At 41.4% G+C, this 17,166-nt stretch carries 14 protein-coding genes and 2 pseudogenes; 14 read left to right on the top strand and 2 right to left on the bottom strand.

Going from position 1 to position 17,166, the window contains the following annotated elements:
• Nucleotides 1-7: 7 nt before the first annotated feature.
• Nucleotides 8-1,438, top strand: coding sequence for a 6-phospho-beta-glucosidase (locus tag V6W81_RS15005; protein ID WP_338539567.1), 1,431 nt, complete (start codon nt 8-10; stop codon nt 1,436-1,438).
• A gap of 177 nt (nt 1,439-1,615) precedes the next feature.
• On the opposite strand, the gene V6W81_RS15000 is transcribed toward V6W81_RS15005, so the two are convergent.
• Nucleotides 1,616-2,164, bottom strand: a complete 549-nt coding sequence (locus tag V6W81_RS15000) for a cysteine hydrolase family protein (protein WP_149847165.1) — start codon at nt 2,162-2,164, stop codon at nt 1,616-1,618.
• A gap of 121 nt (nt 2,165-2,285) precedes the next feature.
• Between V6W81_RS15000 and V6W81_RS14995 the strand changes: the two genes are divergently transcribed.
• The 7 genes and pseudogenes from V6W81_RS14995 (at nt 2,286) to V6W81_RS14955 (ending at nt 10,965) form a co-directional block, all read left to right on the top strand.
• Nucleotides 2,286-2,726 carry an Lrp/AsnC family transcriptional regulator gene (locus V6W81_RS14995; protein ID WP_338539566.1) on the top strand — a complete coding sequence of 147 codons (441 nt, stop codon included), beginning with the start codon at nt 2,286-2,288 and terminating at the stop codon, nt 2,724-2,726.
• 198 nt (nt 2,727-2,924) lie between these two features.
• Entirely contained in the window at nt 2,925-3,218 is a 294-nt protein-coding gene (locus V6W81_RS14990; protein ID WP_149847221.1) for an ArsR/SmtB family transcription factor, read from the top strand.
• A pseudogene (locus V6W81_RS14985) lies at nt 3,215-5,682 on the top strand (FAD-dependent oxidoreductase). The gene V6W81_RS14990 and the pseudogene V6W81_RS14985 overlap by 4 nt, the downstream one beginning before the upstream one ends.
• Before the next feature lie 423 nt (nt 5,683-6,105).
• Nucleotides 6,106-6,837, top strand: a complete 732-nt coding sequence (locus tag V6W81_RS14970) for a response regulator transcription factor (RefSeq protein ID WP_338539562.1) — start codon at nt 6,106-6,108, stop codon at nt 6,835-6,837.
• 41 nt (nt 6,838-6,878) lie between these two features.
• On the top strand, nt 6,879-7,718 hold the full coding sequence (locus V6W81_RS14965) for a sensor histidine kinase (protein WP_338539561.1): 840 nt from the start codon (nt 6,879-6,881) through the stop codon (nt 7,716-7,718).
• The gene (locus V6W81_RS14960) at nt 7,715-8,383 is read left to right on the top strand and encodes a response regulator transcription factor (protein ID WP_338539560.1); all 669 of its coding nucleotides are present in this window, start codon (nt 7,715-7,717) and stop codon (nt 8,381-8,383) included. The genes V6W81_RS14965 and V6W81_RS14960 overlap by 4 nt, the downstream gene beginning before the upstream one ends.
• A gap of 53 nt (nt 8,384-8,436) precedes the next feature.
• Nucleotides 8,437-10,965, top strand: a complete 2,529-nt coding sequence (locus V6W81_RS14955) for a heavy metal translocating P-type ATPase (protein WP_338539559.1) — start codon at nt 8,437-8,439, stop codon at nt 10,963-10,965.
• 181 nt (nt 10,966-11,146) lie between these two features.
• Here V6W81_RS14955 and V6W81_RS14950 read toward each other — a convergent pair whose 3' ends face one another.
• The gene (locus V6W81_RS14950) at nt 11,147-12,031 is read right to left on the bottom strand and encodes an SDR family oxidoreductase (RefSeq protein WP_338539558.1); all 885 of its coding nucleotides are present in this window, start codon (nt 12,029-12,031) and stop codon (nt 11,147-11,149) included.
• A 144-nt stretch (nt 12,032-12,175) separates the two neighbouring features.
• On the opposite strand from V6W81_RS14950, the gene V6W81_RS14945 reads away from it, so the two are divergent.
• The 6 genes and pseudogenes from V6W81_RS14945 to V6W81_RS14925 all read left to right on the top strand — a co-directional run bounded on the left by V6W81_RS14945 (nt 12,176) and on the right by V6W81_RS14925 (nt 17,159).
• Complete coding sequence (locus V6W81_RS14945) at nt 12,176-12,499, top strand: winged helix-turn-helix transcriptional regulator (protein WP_076331716.1); 324 nt, start codon at nt 12,176-12,178, stop codon at nt 12,497-12,499.
• 271 nt (nt 12,500-12,770) lie between these two features.
• Nucleotides 12,771-13,670 (top strand): GerAB/ArcD/ProY family transporter, encoded by a 900-nt coding sequence (locus tag V6W81_RS14940; protein ID WP_338539557.1) that lies wholly within the window; start codon nt 12,771-12,773, stop codon nt 13,668-13,670.
• Nucleotides 13,667-14,995 (top strand): IS3 family transposase, encoded by a 1,329-nt coding sequence (locus tag V6W81_RS14935; protein WP_338539556.1) that lies wholly within the window; start codon nt 13,667-13,669, stop codon nt 14,993-14,995. Before V6W81_RS14940 ends, V6W81_RS14935 begins: the two co-directional genes overlap by 4 nt.
• Nucleotides 14,996-15,033: 38 nt before the next feature.
• A pseudogene (locus V6W81_RS29200) lies at nt 15,034-15,345 on the top strand (GerAB/ArcD/ProY family transporter); the annotation flags it as partial.
• Nucleotides 15,346-16,695: 1,350 nt separating this feature from the next.
• Nucleotides 16,696-16,887, top strand: a complete 192-nt coding sequence (locus V6W81_RS14930) for an ABC transporter substrate-binding protein (RefSeq protein WP_083679522.1) — start codon at nt 16,696-16,698, stop codon at nt 16,885-16,887.
• A gap of 17 nt (nt 16,888-16,904) precedes the next feature.
• A complete protein-coding gene (locus tag V6W81_RS14925; protein WP_338539555.1) occupies nt 16,905-17,159 on the top strand; it encodes a hypothetical protein in 255 nt (84 codons plus the stop codon).
• Nucleotides 17,160-17,166: the final 7 nt, after the last annotated feature.

Below are 17,166 nucleotides of genomic sequence, written 5' to 3'. Positions count from 1 at the left end.
GATAAATTTGGGATTTAAAGAAGGGTTCTTATGGGGAGGAGCAACCTCAGCTAACCAATCAGAGGGAGCTTACAATGTGGACGGAAGAGGGCTAGCAAACGTTGATTTGAGCCCGACTGGCGACGTGCGAGAAAGTGTTCTTATGGGAAAAACTAAAATGTTTGACTTTGACGAAAATTATTACTATCCTGCCAAAGAAGCAATCGATATGTATCACCATTTTAAAGAAGATATTGCCTTGTTTGCCGAAATGGGTTTCAAGGTATATCGCTTGTCGATTGCGTGGAGTCGTATTTTTCCCAAGGGGGATGAGACAGAGCCTAATGAGGCTGGGCTTCAATTCTACGAAGACTTGTTCAAAGAGTGCCAAAAGTATAATATTGAACCCCTCGTCACCATTACTCACTTTGATGTTCCAATGCATTTGGTCAAGGAGTATGGTTCATGGCGGAACAGAAAAATGGTTCATTTCTATGAAAGACTGTGTACGGTGATATTTAATCGTTACAAAGGCTTGGTTAAATATTGGATTACTTTTAATGAAATTAACATGGTCTTAGAAGCGCCATTTTTAGCAGCTGGGCTGTTCATTGAAGAACACGAAGACGCGGAAGCTGTAAAGTTCACAGCCAGTCACCATGAACTGGTAGCCAGTGCGTTGGCCACCAAAATTGCCCATGAAGTGGATCCGGAAAATATGGTAGGTTGTATGCTTGCTGCCAATGCTCCGTATCCTAGAACATGCCACCCACAGGATATATGGAAAGCGAAGCAGGTTGAGAACCAAAGCTACTTCTTCATTGACGTTCAGGTGAGAGGTGAGTATCCTGCGTATACCCTCAAAGATCTTGAGCGCAAAAATATAGTTCTCCCATTCGAAAAAGGGGATCAGGAGTTACTAAAACAGCACACCGTTGATTTTATCGGATTCTCGTACTATTCTTCCAGTGTGGTTAGCGCTGATCCTACACAAACGGATACGATTGGAGGCAATTTGTTCCCCAGCTTACCTAACCCCTACTTGAAAGCTAGTGACTGGGGCTGGCAAATTGATCCACTCGGTTTGCGGATTACGATGAACAACATTTATGATCGATATCAAAAACCTTTATTCATTGTAGAAAATGGTCTCGGTGCTGCCGATATAGCGGATGAGAGCGGATATGTTGAAGATGACTATCGAATTGCTTATCTAAGCGAGCACATAAAAGCGATGAGAGATGCTGTAGAGTATGATGGCGTCGATTTGCTTGGGTATACTGTATGGGGACCGATTGACATTGTAAGTGCAAGTACGGGAGAAATGAAAAAAAGATATGGTTTCATATATGTTGACCGGGACGATGATGGTCAAGGAACATTAAAACGCTCCAAGAAAAAATCATTCGAATGGTACAAGAAGGTTATTGAGTCAAATGGTCAGAATCTGGATGCCTAATTCATAATAAGGCCGATATTAACAAAGGTCACTCCCACTTTGCTTGACAGAGTGGAAGTGACCTTATGTTTTCTAATTTTATTATTTTACAATAAAATAATTTTGCAACTGGTTGCGAAGTTTTTCACCTTCAACTTTAATCTGAACTATTGTGTTCTGTAATACCGTGTTTATTTCTTATTGCGATGTGAAATCTTCAGTCGATTTCACATCGCAATACATGCCATTAAGTGCGCCGACAAAGGCATAATGGACCTGTTCAGCTGATACGACCTTATTTTGATAGGATAGCTCTCTCGTTGCACATGCATCTTCAATAAGTGTTGTTTCATAGCCGAGATCCACTGCAGCTCTAACGGTTGCATCAATACACATATGTGTCATCATCCCTACAACCACTACTTTGGTTATTTCTTTCTCTTTAAGTTTGCTTTGTAATTCGGTATTCAAAAAGCTGTTAGGAAAATGTTTATTAATAATACTTTCATTTTCTAATGGTAGAACAGCCTCATGTATTTTTACACCTTCCGAATCTGGAAGAAAGAAACCAATCGCTGGGTCACTTGCGATATGCTGAACATGGAAAATATTATCCTTGTGGTTTTTTCTGAACCAATCAAGCACTTTTGCAGCATTAGAAGCTGCTTTTTCAGGATTGCTTAATTCCATCTTCCCATTCGGGAAATAGTCATTTTGAATATCTACAATAATTAGAGCTGTGCTCATTATTCTCCACCTCGTATAAAATATTTTGTTACACTACAATCATAAATCGAATTGTAATTTTATTCGATAAGTTAACGAAACACTTTTGTCCCAAAAAAATTCATGGTGAAAGGAATTTATTATGGAACTTGATAATATTGATTTTCAGATCCTTGGGATACTATCTGAAAATGCACGTATCCAATGGAAAGAATTAGGTGAACAGATTCATATGACTGGACAAGCTGTAGGAAATCGTATTAAAAAACTTGAGGAGTGTGGTGTTATTAAAGCTTATTCTGTAATAGTTGATGAAACGAAAATCGGACTCACTTTTACAGCTTTTATCATTTTCTATATGAAAACAGCTAACCATCATTCGTTTATAAGATTAATGGACGATCGAAGGGAGGTATTAGAGGTTCACCGCGTATCGGGAGAAGGCTGTTACCATTTAAAAATTAAAACTAGCTCTCAAGAGCAATTGAATCGTTTTCTGGACGATATTCTTGAGTATGGAAATTATACTTTACATCTATCTATACAAGAAATAAAAAACCGGAATTCTTTAACTACTACATGACTAAACGTATTTAATTTTCTATAAGTAACAACATAAAAGGTATAATTCTTCTTCCAACGTGTTTTATACCTTTTCTCAGAATAAAGAATTGCGTGATGAATTGAATTTAAGAGAGAACATTGACATCAAAACCGTTATATCGTAATATTACGTTATAGTGATTTAGGAGGGATACTTTTGACCACACCTGCTTTTGATATGAATACTTTAAAACAGTTCGACGAGCCCGCTAATCTGCTGAAAGCTTTATCTCACCCGATTCGTTTATGTATTGTGCGTGGACTGATGCAAAAAAAGAAATGTAATGTTTCATACATGCAGGAATGTCTGGATCTTCCGCAATCAACTGTATCACAGCACTTGCAGAAGCTTCGCAGTGCCGGCATTGTCGCTACTGAGCGGAATGGTCTTGAAGTGAATTATGTGCTTGCAGATCAACGGGTTGAACAGATTATAACGATTTTATTTGGAAAGGAAGACTGTGAATCATGAGCAAAAAAATACTGATTGTTGGCGGTGTAGCTGGGGGAGCATCTGCGGCTGCACGGCTGCGCCGTCTGGATGAACATGCCGAAATTATTATCTTTGAGAAAGGCCCCTATATATCGTTTGCCAATTGTGGTTTACCTTATTATATTGGTGGCTCGATTGATGAGCGAGAGCGTCTGCTGGTACAAACACCAAAAGGGATGGCAGATCGCTTTCGTATTGATGTGCGTACAAAAAGCGAGGTCATGGCTATTGATCCGCAAAAACGTACGGTTCGAGTGCAGAGCCAAGAGCGTGGCCATTATGAAGAAAGCTATGACGAGTTAATTTTGTCACCAGGTGCAAAACCAATGGTTCCCGATATACCGGGTAAGGACAATCCACTGATTTACACCGTACGTAGCATTCCTGATATTGATCGTATCAAAGAACAAATAAATTCATCTAACAACCTATCATCAATCGTTATAGGTGGTGGATTTATTGGTGTTGAAATGGCAGAAAACTTAAAGGAAGCTGGATTGGAAGTAACGTTAATCGAGGGTAATGGACAGCTACTCACCCCATTTGATCCTGAATTAGCAGCAGCTTTGGCCCAGGAAATGGAGCTAAATGGTGTAAACCTGCTATTCTCCCAGCGTGTTCAGGGATTTCATTCCCTTGAGCAGGGCATTGGAGTAGAGCTTGCTGATGGTCATGTTCTGACAGCTGACCTGGTAATTCTTGCGATAGGAGTAACCCCGGATACATCTTTTCTGAAAAGTAGTGGCGTTTCTCTGGGCACACGTGGACATATCATTGTAAATGAAGCTCTGGAAAGCAGCGTGCCACATATCTATGCAATTGGGGATGCCATCGAAGTAACTGAAACCATTCATGGTACTAAGACAGCTATTCCACTTGCGGGACCTGCCAACAAACAAGGAAGAATTGTTGCTGATCGAATTGCCGGACTAAGTTCTACCTATAAAGGAACACAAGGAACATCCATTATTAAAGTATTTGGTATGACAGGTGCTACGACAGGCAGTAATGAAAAAAAACTAAAGCGTCTTGGTGTTGATTATAGAACCGTAATCGTGCATCCTGCCTCTCATGCATCGTATTATCCAGGTTCCAGCGCGATTACTCTTAAGTTGCTTTTCACACCGGAAGGTAAGATTCTAGGTGCACAAGCAGTCGGTTATGACGGAGTGGATAAACGGATTGATGATATTGCTGTAGCCATACATTTTGGCGGTCATATCCGAGATTTAACCGAGCTTGAACTGAGTTACGCCCCACCTTATTCTTCTGCAAAAGATCCAGTGAATATGGCTGGCTACGCAGCAGAGAATATTACAGCTGGACGTGTTCAAACGTTCACCTATGATCAGCTGTCTGAGCGCCAGCCAGACCAGTCTATACTACTGGATGTTCGCAGTACTCTGGAGCATCGTAATGGGAATATTCCGGGTTCAATAAATATTTCAGTGGATGAGCTTCGTCAGCGGTTAGATGAACTAGACTCATCCAAAGATATCTGGGTATACTGCCAGGTTGGTTTACGTGGATATACGGCTTCGCAAATCCTGCGTCAGCATGGATTTAGCGTGAAAAACTTGAGTGGAGGCTATAAAACATATCGCCAAGCCCAGTTTAAGCCGGCTCCATTTTCTCCTGCAAAACCAGATCATCATGAGCCTGGGCTAGCGTGAAGGAATCAGGGCCAATTCCCACTGCTTCGACTGAGCCACAGCGTATCGATAATGAGTTGAACGTATGCGGTTTAAGTTGTCTGGGTCCACTGATACAAGTGAAGCAGAAAATGGATCAACTATCGAATGGAGAGACCTTGCGGGTTAAAGCTTCCGATCCAGGATTCTATGAAGATGTGAAAGCATGGGCAACCATGTCTGGGTCCACACTCTTACACCTGGAACGAATCACAGGCGGAATTATTTAGGCTGTAATTGCCAAGAATTCAGTGCAACCCGTTTCTGATTCACCTAGCCATGATCCCGCTAGCACGATGGTTGTCTTCAGCGGAGATCTGGATAAAGCGATTGCCTCTCTTATCATTGCGAATGGAGCAGCAGCCAGCGGACGCAAGGTAACCATGTTTTTTACTTTTTGGGGATTGAACGTTATTCGGAAGCATCAGATGCAGCCTGTATCCAAAACCATGATTGGCCGAATGCTTGATATGATGCTGCCGCGTGGCAGCAAGAAGCTTGGCATGTCCAAAATGAATATGTATGGTGTTGGTCCAAAGATTATTCGTGGCCTGATGAAAAATAATAATGTTCCGTCTTTGGAAGAATTGATAGAGTCCGTCGTTGCACAAGGGGCCGAGTTGGTAGCCTGCCAAATGTCCATGGATTTAATGGGCATTCAACGTGAAGAATTAATAGACCAAGTTACAATTGGTGGTGTAGGTTACTATCTGGGAGAAGCATCCCAAGCGAATCATAACCTATTTATTTAAAGTCAATTCCTACTTTCAAAGAACACCAAGTGACACTGTACTAGAGAAGTTAGAGGGTAACCGTAAAGATATACTCTCCTTAATGGCATTACCTGTATTACTTGAAAAAGGCTGAAAAGCAGTTTCTGTTATCCACAGAAAGCTGCTTTTCGGCCTTTTTTGATCAATAAGAACAATCAATACACGAGAACAACGATAGATGCGTACAGTTTTGTAGCAGATCCTACATTATTCTTTCATTTAGATATCTAGGACTTGTTGTGAGCTGGTTATCAGCTATGTTCATGATTTGGTTACATTTGAACGATATTACATGTTTCGGATAGCCCTACAGAGCCATTCAGTTAATGAACAGCTGCAGTTATGATTTTCTGTAAACCTGTGACATCAAGTTCTGTGGTTCATGCAATGGAGGGGAAGCACGTGACAAATATTCACAAAAAAATTTTACTGATAGACCATGAAACTAGAATTCGAGTGCTGATGAGAAGGTATTTGGAAAAAGAGGGTTTCATTGTAGACGAAGCCTCCAGTGGAGGCCAAGCTATTCAGAAATGTTATTTAAACAATGGAAATTACGATCTGATGTTGCTTGATTTATCGTTGGCCGATATGAATGGGATTGAGATCTGCAAATATATGAAGCACAACTATCATGAGATTCCGATCATCATGTTGTCTGAGTATTCCGAAGAAAAGGATCGAATCGAAGGTTTCAAGGCAGGAGCCGACGATTATGTTTCCAAACCGTTCAGCCCTAGGGAAGTTGTCCTGCGTATCCAAAGCATTGTGGCTCGCACACAAGGAATCAGCATGCATGACTTTAAGAGCACATCAAGCAACGAGGTCCTTATTGATGAGATTCTGATCCAACCTTCCGCTCGGCGTGTTTTGGTACAAGATAATGAAGTACATCTGACGCCAAAAGAATACGATTTATTCTATTTTCTCGCTACACATCAGGAAAGAGCATTTTCCCGAAAAGAATTGCTTATCCAAGTATGGAAGTCATCTCACAAAGAAATTTATGATCAACGTACTATTGATACTCACATCAAACGATTGCGCGAAAAGCTTTTTGCCCAATATTCAAAAGGAAATGAGTTCATTCAGACTTTATGGGGATACGGCTATAGGTTTCGCAGTCCGGAGTGATCGCCATCTTAAATTGAATTACAGATTGTGAGGAGTTACCTATGTACTATAAACAAATCAAATGGATGATTCTTTTCATTCCAACTTTCACTGTAGCCATCTGGGAATATGTCAGACATCAATTTCTTCTTCCTTACATCTCGATGGATCTGGGCAATTGGCTAACGCCGGTTCTAGTGTATGTCGTCAGTATCACACTATTAACCCAACTATTTCGTATCTTAGAAAAAATACAGAAAGAACTGGAAATTGAACGCTCCGAAAAAGCTGCGCTCGAAGCACGAGAACAGCTGGCACGTGAGCTTCACGACGGGATTGCCCAATCCCTTTTCCTGCTGTCAGTCAAAGCCGAAAAATTAGAAAAGGTACGTAATGAGAAGCAGCATGAACAGAACATTCTGTCCATACGCAAAACGATTCATGAAGTGAATCGTTATGTAAGACAAGCGATCACCAATCTTCGTCTCGATCGGGATGTAAGTCAATCCTCCACGCCAATATCATCAACACTTGTGGAACAAGTTCATGTCATGGCCAAGGACGTACGTACGCAAATCAATATTCATTGGGAATTAAAAGACCACCAGCTAGATGAAAAAGAAAAGGTTGAACTGCTAGCCTGTATTCGAGAAGCGCTCATCAACATGAACAAGTATGCTTCTGCTACAGCAGGATCAATTACAGCGATAGGAATGAGCCATAGCTGGAAGGTTACTGTTAAGGATAACGGAAAAGGGTTCGATGGCGATCCGTTTGCCAAAAAAGGAAAATTCGGTCTACGTATTATGAAAGAACGCTGCAAAGAGATGGGATGGATCATGAACATGTATCGAGAGGACAGAGAGACGATCGTTGAGATTCACAAGGGGGCTCTAACATGACATTAACCACCACAACAAGAGTCTTGGTTGTTGATGATCACGCACATGCAAGGGAAGCTATCCGTGAGATTATGGAAATGGATGATCACTTTAACGTTATCGGTATCGTCTCTAACGGTCAAGAAGCAATCGACTTCATGGAAAAGTGGCTTCCAGACCTTATTTTAATGGATATTCAAATGCCCGTTTTGGATGGACTGGAGGCAACTCGCAGAATCAAGCTTACGTTTCCTTATGTGAAAATTGTCATGATAACCGTGTCGGACGATATGCTTCATTTGCTGGAGGCTCTAAAACGCGGAGCCCAAGGTTATTTGCTTAAAAATCTGGAGCCCTCGACATGGCTAAAGTACTTACATTCAATTATTAACGAGGAAGCTCCCTTGTCAAGGGACGTGGCTTATCAAATTCTGAAGGAAGTCAACGTGATCGAACACAAGGAGCCCATTGTTAAACTGACAACCAGGGAGCTGGAGATTTTATACGGAGTGGCAGCTGGATGGACGAATAAAGAGATTGCAGGTAAATGTGATATCTCGGAATACACGGTTAAGAATCATCTGAAAAACATATTACAAAAGTTGCAGTTACAAAATCGGGTTCAACTTACACGTTACGCACTGGAACAGGGTCTTGTATCGGAGTCCAAAAGACATCCAGAATAAAACGATAAGAATTTCATGTAAGGCTAACGTTCAAATAAGGAGAGCCAAAATTTATGGACAGTATTGATAGAACCCCCAACTCACTACAACCAGAAAATGTAAACAATGCAGGGAATCGCCAAACGACGCTTCAGATTACGGGTATGACCTGTGCAGCATGCTCAACCAGGATCGAGAAAGCACTAACCCGCTTGAACGGTGTGAGACAGGCGAATGTAAATTTAACTACAGAGGAAGCAACGGTAGCGTATGACCCCGCTTTAGTAGATATTCAGTCCCTTCGCAATAAAATAAATACCTTAGGCTTCGGAACAGCTTCGACTTCCGTTGACCTGAATATTTCAGGTATGACCTGTGCAGCATGCTCAGCACGCATCGAGAAAGGTCTCAGTCGTCTCCCGGGGGTGACGCGTGTGAATGTAAACTTGGCGCTGGAGTCAGGGCATGTAGAATTTGTAGCTGGAACACTGAAAGGTTCCGACCTCATTTATAAAATCAGGCAACTGGGTTTTGAAGCACGTATAAAAGCTACAGAGACAGAAGCTCTATACATGAGGGAACAGGAGATTCAACGTAAAAAATGGAAGTGGATCTTGTCAGCCGTTCTTTCTTTCCCCTTATTATGGGCCATGGTGTCACATTTCTCGTTCACATCTTGGATATGGGTACCTGATGTATTTATGAATCCACTGTTCCAATGGCTGCTTGCAACGCCCGTACAGTTCTATTTAGGATCTCAATTTTATAAAGGTGCATATAAAGCTTTGAAAAATCGAAGCGCCAATATGGATGTGCTCGTCGCACTTGGGACAAGTTCGGCTTACTTGTATAGTTTATATCTAACATCGCTAACTAGTACCGGTGGTACATCTGGTCATAACCATGGAGGAAGCGTCCCGATGACAGAGGTTGTAAACACGGCCACTCAGGGACCTGTTAATTTGTATTTCGAAACCAGCGCCGTGTTGATTACATTGATATTGCTCGGTAAGTGGCTGGAGGCTCTGGCTAAAGGAAGATCTGCGCAATCTATTAAAAGCTTGATGCAACTGGCTCCGAGAAGTGCTCGGGTTCTCCGAAACGGTGAGGAGACAGAACTTCTTCCCGAATATGTACTCGCTAATGATCTGGTCATCGTGAAGCCTGGAGAGAAGATTCCTGTGGATGGAATTGTTGAGGAGGGGGCTTCCTCCGTAGACGAGTCGATGTTAACGGGAGAAAGTCTGCCTGTCGACAAGAAGTTTGGCGATCGTGTAACCGGTGCAACCTTGAACAAAAACGGACGTCTTGTTGTTCGCGCAACTCAGGTAGGTGCTGATAGTGCGTTATCCCGGATCATCCATATCGTGGAACAAGCACAAGGATCGAAAGCTCCGATCCAACGCGTAGCTGATTCAATTTCAGGGATTTTCGTACCTGTGGTCGTAGGCATAGCTGTGGTAACCTTTATATTGTCATTGATCTTCGAAAACTCAGAAGGATTCAGCGCTGCTCTAGAGAGAGCAATTGCAGTTTTGGTGATTGCCTGCCCATGCGCATTGGGCTTAGCTACACCAACATCCATAATGGCTGGTTCGGGGCGTGCTGCCGAATATGGTATTTTGTTCAAAGGTGGGGAGCATTTGGAGACTGCGCAACACATTCAGACGGTTATTCTCGATAAAACGGGCACTGTTACTCACGGAAAACCAGTTATGACCGATGTAATGTCTGCACCGGCTTGGTCAACCAACGAACTGTTGAAACGGGTTGGGATTGCTGAGTCTAGCTCTGAACATCCTCTCGCCCAAGCGATTATAGAGGGGATCAGAGACAAAGATATAAAAATCATGTTCACGCCAGAACAGTTTGAGAATATTCCGGGATCTGGCGTACGTGCACGTGGTTACAACCAGGATATTCTCGTTGGAACACGCCGACTACTAGCCGATGCTATGGTGCAGATTCCTACAGAAGCATTGGCCTATATGTCTGAACTGGAGGGTCAGGGAAAAACAGTAATGCTTGTGGCAGTAGACAATGAATGGGCTGGAATGGTTGCTGTTGCGGATACCGTAAAGGAAACATCTGCACAAGCGGTTAGCCGGCTTCAAGCGATGGGAATCGAAGTGGTGTTAATGACTGGTGACAACGTACACACAGCTCGTGCTGTTGCAAGCCAAGTTGGGATCACCACAGTCATTGCAGGCATTCAACCGGAGGAAAAAGCTGCTGAAGTAGAGAGATTACAGCACATGGGGCAGATTGTAGCCATGGTAGGTGATGGGATTAACGATGCGCCCGCTTTAGCGGTGTCTAATATCGGCATGGCCATCGGAACAGGCACTGACGTTGCCGTAGAGGCTGCGGATGTTACACTCATGCGCGGAGATCTCAACAGTGTTGCAGATGCTATTGAATTAAGTAAAAGAACGATGCGAAATATTAAACAGAATCTTTTTTGGGCGCTCGCATACAACGTAGTAGGTATTCCTATTGCTGCCATTGGTCTTCTGGCTCCTTGGTTGGCTGGTGCAGCGATGGCATTCAGTAGTGTGTCAGTTGTACTTAATTCATTACGTCTTCAAAAAATGAAACTTTAATTACGTTAATAACCTGGTGAGTCATTCCGTTTTGTAGCTCCAAAGACTGATTCAGAGAGAGACAACATAAAGTGTAGGGTGGCTGATAAAATAATCTCTCAGGGAATGTACTATAGCACATTCCCTGAGAGATTAAAGTATTATTGCAACGAATTCTAGAGCGATGTTACTGGATCTATTCTTAAGAACCAAAAATTGTTTTTACATGCGGTTGTTGCAACCAATCCTTCAGCGAGGTCAGTTGGAGATCAGGGACAACCACGCGATCTTTCACGTCATAATAGTTCAGGGAATCAATATTAGCTCCAATCCAACGATAGAAGCCTCCAATACCAGCTGCTTGCTCCGCCCCCATTACTGGAGAGAGAGCTGTTTCAAAATCATCATAGTTCAGGGAATTGAAGGTTATATCTTGTCCCAACGCTCGTGTAAAGCGCTCGCCGAGTTCTGCACCAGTAAGTGCTTCCGGACCTGGAGCTAACAGCACTTGTCCTGCCAGTTCAGGATGGGTTAGCGCATAATAATGATATTGCGCTGCGTCTTCGGAGCTGATCCATGGGATCGGTCTATCTGCTGGTACAGGGTAGAAGAGCATTCCATTATTGATCAGACCCGGAATCAAGAAGTTTTCCATATAGAGTGTGGGTTTTACCAAAATAGTTGGAATACCACTTTGTTGTACGTACTCGATCATTTCGCGTTTAACATCCAACGTTTGGGTATCGGTTGGCTGTTCTGGTAAAAAGCCGTTCGAATTCACAACGATCAATTTCACGTTCGCTTGTCGCGCAGCTTCAACGGCATTTGTAATTTGCTGCTTCATTAATGCTGTATCATACTCAATAGGCATATTCAAGAAGACTTTACTAACACCGCTGTTAACATCTTTCAACGTTTCTGGTGCAGACAGATCACCTACAAATGCCTCTATACCTTGCTCTTGTAATGCCGTTACGTTTTTGTCATGACGTGTAATGGTGCGAACAGCTACCCCTTTGGAGGTTAACAATCTTGCTACGGCTCCACCTTGTACCCCTGACGCTCCATAGACTAATATCGTTTCCATATATACAACAGCTCCTTATAGTTACATTTATTTGTTCAGTATCGAACTAAATGTTATATTTATAATAACTAACTCACAAACTTTATGTAAGTACGCACATTCGGGATATTAGGTATCTCTTGTGATACTTTTGGAGGTAAACTTATGGAGATCGAACCACTGGAAAATTGCAGTATTTGTCCGGTTGAATTTGCAGTCAATGCAATCGGCGGCAAGTGGAAAATTCTGATTTTGTACCATTTATTGAATAAAGATATTATACGGTTTAACGAACTACAAAAATCGCTCTCCACAGTGACACATCGCACACTTACGCGTCAATTGCGTGAGCTTGAAGAAGGTGGGCTAGTGACCCGCGTTGCTTATGCTGAAATGCCTCCTCGTGTCGAATACTCCCTAACAGATAAAGGACATAGTCTCACACCGATTTTGTTACAATTGCAAAACTGGGGTCTACAGCATATGTAATTTTCTCGGATACAAGAAATGTCATTAAAGTCGCTGTAATAGCGGCTTTTTCTATTATAGAAATAATGTTATAAATGTAGCTATTTTTGTTTTTATAAAGTAGAGGGAAATTGGACATAAATGAGAGAAGACATGATTACTTTAATTATTATGTCACAGATTATAGTTCTTAAATGTGATGACACTTGAAAATAAATAGGAGTGTAAAGTGTATAATTTACAGTTCAGGACATACTGAAGTATCACACTTTTTGAGTTGGGAATGAAAAACATGTCAGCTTCCAATGGTAAAATAAGTACAATGCAGGCTGCTATTATTGTCTTAAACTGTATGTTTAATGCAGGCATATTAATACTCCCTCGTACTTTGAGTAAATCAGCCCAGACGCCGGATATCTGGATATCCATGCTTTTAGCCGGATTCTTTGTCATTGGTATTGGCATTATAGTTGTAAATTTGAGTATGAGATACCCGGGTAAAACTGTATTTGAGTTTACTCGAAGTATCACAGGAATACGGGGTTCTGATATTTATGGATTAATGATAATAATATATTTTCTTGTTCTTAGTTCTATGGAAATCAGGGTAATGGCAGAAGCTACTGATATGTATTTATTACAAAGCACGCCTTATTGGGCCACAGTCATAGTTTTTCTTTGGAGTGGACTCTATGCAGTAACAGGTGGTCTCTCTGTCATGATAAGGCTAATTACAATTACTCTTCCGTTCACATTAATTATTTTTATAGTTGGGATTCTGTTGAGCAGCAAGTTGTTTGAATTTAACAATCTTGTGCCTATGTTTGGTGATGGAATTATCCCTGTATTGAAGGGAGTACAGCCCGCTGTGTTATCTTATTCAGGATACGAAATGATGTTAATACTGACTGCTTATATGACCCACCCGAAAGAAAGCACCAAAACGGTAATTTGGAGTATTTCGATTGTTACATTGATTTGTTCGTTTACCATGGTAATGGTAGTTGGATGTTTATCTTTAAGCGGGATTACAACAAGAACATTTCCTACACTTGATCTTCTAAGAAGTTTTGAAATGGAGGGGGTGTTTTTTTACACTGGTACCCATAGACTGGACACTTTGAAAAAAGGTGTGCGGACTGTGGGTACCTTTTTGTATACTGAAGAAGCAATGGAGGGGATTACATCGTGAGCAAGAAGCGATTCACAGAAGAAGAACGTGAACAGATATCAAAGAACAGATATGTAAGGAATGTTAGCGACAAAGCGATAACCTATGCAGATGAATTTAAGCAGTTATTCATTGACGAATATATGATGGGAAAGACACCTAGAGAGATCTTTGAAACTCATGGGTTTGATGTTACCGTAATTGGAATGAAACGAGTAGAACAATCTGCCGGACGTTGGAAAAAAGCCTATGACCTTGGAGGGATTATTGGGTTGTCTGACTCCCGAAAAGAAGCCTCGGGTCGCCCTTTACATAGAGAGTTATCGCAGGAAGAAATCATTGCAAAACAAGAAGCACGGATTCATCTACTCGAATCTCAAGTAGAACTGCTAAAAAAGCTAGATACGAAAGAAAGGTTGCTGGTAGCAAAGGGAATGAACCTAAGCAAGATTAAGTTGTTCGAGCTCATAAAGGAAGCCGTGGATCAAGGCTTGGAACGTATGACGGGATACCTCTGCTCATTGCTTAACGTATCTCGTTCGGGGTATTACAGCTACTTACAAGCTGCAGATTTACGTTTAGAGCGGGTCCGTTCGGATGCTGAGGCAGGGAAGCTGATTAAGAAGGCTTTCGAACGAAGGGGTTACAAGAAGGGCTCACGCTCCATCAAGATGATTCTTGAGCACGAGTTTGGTGTCATCTATAACCTAAAGAAAATCCGTAGATTGATGAAGAAATTTAACATCGTATGTCCGCACAGAAAAATCAACCCTTATAAACGCATGGCCAAAGCTACGCTGGAACACCGAACCTTACCCAATACTCTGCAGAGGGACTTCAAGAAGGGCATACCGGGTCTGGCCTTGCTTACGGATATCACGTACCTTCCATACGGCCGATCCGGGATGGCCTATTTGTCGACCATACTGGATGCCTCAACAAGTGAGGTCCTCTCTCACAATATATCCCATCGGCTGACATTAGACATTGCCACGGATACTGTTGACGCTCTCAAGAAACAGAAACGTCTAAAGCTCCAAAAGGATGCTTTCATCCACTCAGATCAGGGCAGCCATTATACCAGTCCCATCTATCAGGAGTTGTTAAAGAAGAATGGGTTAGGCCAGTCGATGTCCAGACGCGGGAACTGTTGGGACAATGCTCCCCAAGAATCGTTCTTCGGCCACATGAAGGACCATGTCGATCATCGTAGTTGCCGTTCCCTTCAAGAGTTAAAGCAAGAAATCGATCGTTACATTCGCTATTACAACAACCACAGATATCAATGGGGATTAAAAAAGATGACCCCTGTTCAATACAGGAATCATCTATTATTCGCCTCGTAAATCTTTAATGCCACTCTTTTTTTAGTGTCCTTGACACGGGGGCCAGATTATTTGAACGTTTTGAGTTACTTCTTTTAATTTTCTGGATCGTTCAGATCTTTGCAACTTTTACTATTAAGTATTATTTCACATCAATCGGAATCCAGAACTTATTCCGTTTAAGAAAAGTCCAACCTATATATTACTTGTTACTCCCCTTAATTTACTTAGTATCTACGTTACCCAAAAGTCTATTTCAAGCTTTGGTTCTAGGCGACATATTGGGTAATGTATCTGCTGTTTTGTTCGCTGTGATACCATTACTGCTTTTACTCATTGATATAATTAGGAAAGGAGCAAGAATAAGGTGAAGTTTGTTTATAACAAACTACTCAATAACGCTGGAGAAAGACCTTAGAGTCGACCAAAAAGGTATATTGAAAATGAATTCAAGCTTCTGTAATGAATCCGAATCGACTTCAGCAGCAGTTTCAGACGGATAGAATAACGAACTAAATTAGTTACAGATATCACCTATATTCGTTCTGTACAACAATTTGCGTACCTGTTGTGTCATTTAAGATTTATGCAAAACGAGATTGTTTGTAGCTTGGTATCTACCTGTACAAAACGACCTTGCCTTGGTTCATAAAACAATGGATAAAATCCGTCAACATATTGAGTGGCGTGAACATCAATTCAATTTTGTGCTGTCTACTTAACAAGGCTATGACTAAATAGGTTTTTTTTGTAGTATCAGGCTACCCAGAAGTTACATTTACTGGGTGTATTTTTTTGTGCTCATTCAACGAGGGAGAGCAGGGCGGAGTTGAGGGTTTTACAGATTTGATTTCGTAGCAAGAATAGTTCTCCCATAACCTTAAAAAAAGACCATGTTGGGTTTTTAGAGTAGTGTAAGTACAGGCATTGGAAAACGAAACGAGCGAATTGAATAAGTAGTAAACGTAGTGCTTAAAGCGAACCAGGTTCACGAATTGTATACATTTAAACTATTGTCTTCTTCGAATAGCTCAGCAGAGCCATTCAGCTGTTACAAAGCTGAGGCTATGATTATCTATATATAGAATTTTGTTGTGCAACACGAGGGGAACGTGTCTTAATTTGTGTACATCTTGAAAAACACTTTAGAAAGAAAGCTTTGCAGTGTATGAATCAGGCATTCAGAACTACTGTGTAGGACGATATGCTACATTTCTAGAGACGCCTAAAAAAGGGGGTCATAAGGATGTCTGTATTTCATTATGAACGAGGAGGTCCTCATATTCAGATAATAACCATTTGAAGAGTAGCTACACCAGATGTTGCACTCGAAATACTGGGTTTAACCAATCTGTTGCGTACTTTGAACATTTCTGATCTGGATTAATTTATCAGAAGTAGTGTTTGGTGGGCGAACTCAAAAAAAAGCTACTAAAAAGGGGATAACAATCAATGATGAAGCACCGATTCGAATTTATAAGTCAGTTTTTTGACTATGATCCTAATTGTAAGTGGTTGTCAAAGTACTTCACAACAAGAAGAAAAAGTAGAAAGTGTTGCAACGAATGAATCAGTTGAACCTTATCTAACTTTAAAAAACTTTGACGGGGAAACCGTTACACTCCAGGATGACCTCAAAATATTGTGATCTTGAATGAGCAAGTTCTTCACTCCTTCTATCAAGTTGGAGGAGAGCAGTCGGTGTTCCGACTCCCTTTAACATTGAACCGCCTAAAGAAGCGATAGAAGTACCGAAAGTAGGTTTTATGCACGAGGTTAATATGGAAAAGGTATTAGAGTTAAAGCCTGATTTGGTGATTGGCCAGCGCTTTGACCATGGTAAATTGAGAGAAACTTTCAAAGAAGCTAATATCCCTTTAGCAAATCTTAACACCCAATCTATTGAAACATAAAACAGAATACGATTTTGATGGGGAAAATTACAGGTAATGAACCAAAAGCGGAAGAGGTTGTAAATAAGATGAACTCAGAGATCAATCAAGTTATCGAGCAGACTCCAGATGAACAAGAAATGCCTACTTATGCCATACTAACCGTTATGGGAGACACTGCTATTGTTGAACAAAGTTCAACAATAGCAATAGATATTGCAGATCAGTTGAAACTGCGTAATGCTACAGTATCCATAGACAGCGAAGCTTTTGCACGGATATATCCCGTTTAGTATGGAA

The sequence above is a fragment of the Paenibacillus tundrae genome, assembly GCF_036884255.1.
GTDB lineage: Bacteria > Bacillota > Bacilli > Paenibacillales > Paenibacillaceae > Paenibacillus.
This window is presented reverse-complemented; position numbering and strand designations above follow the sequence as displayed.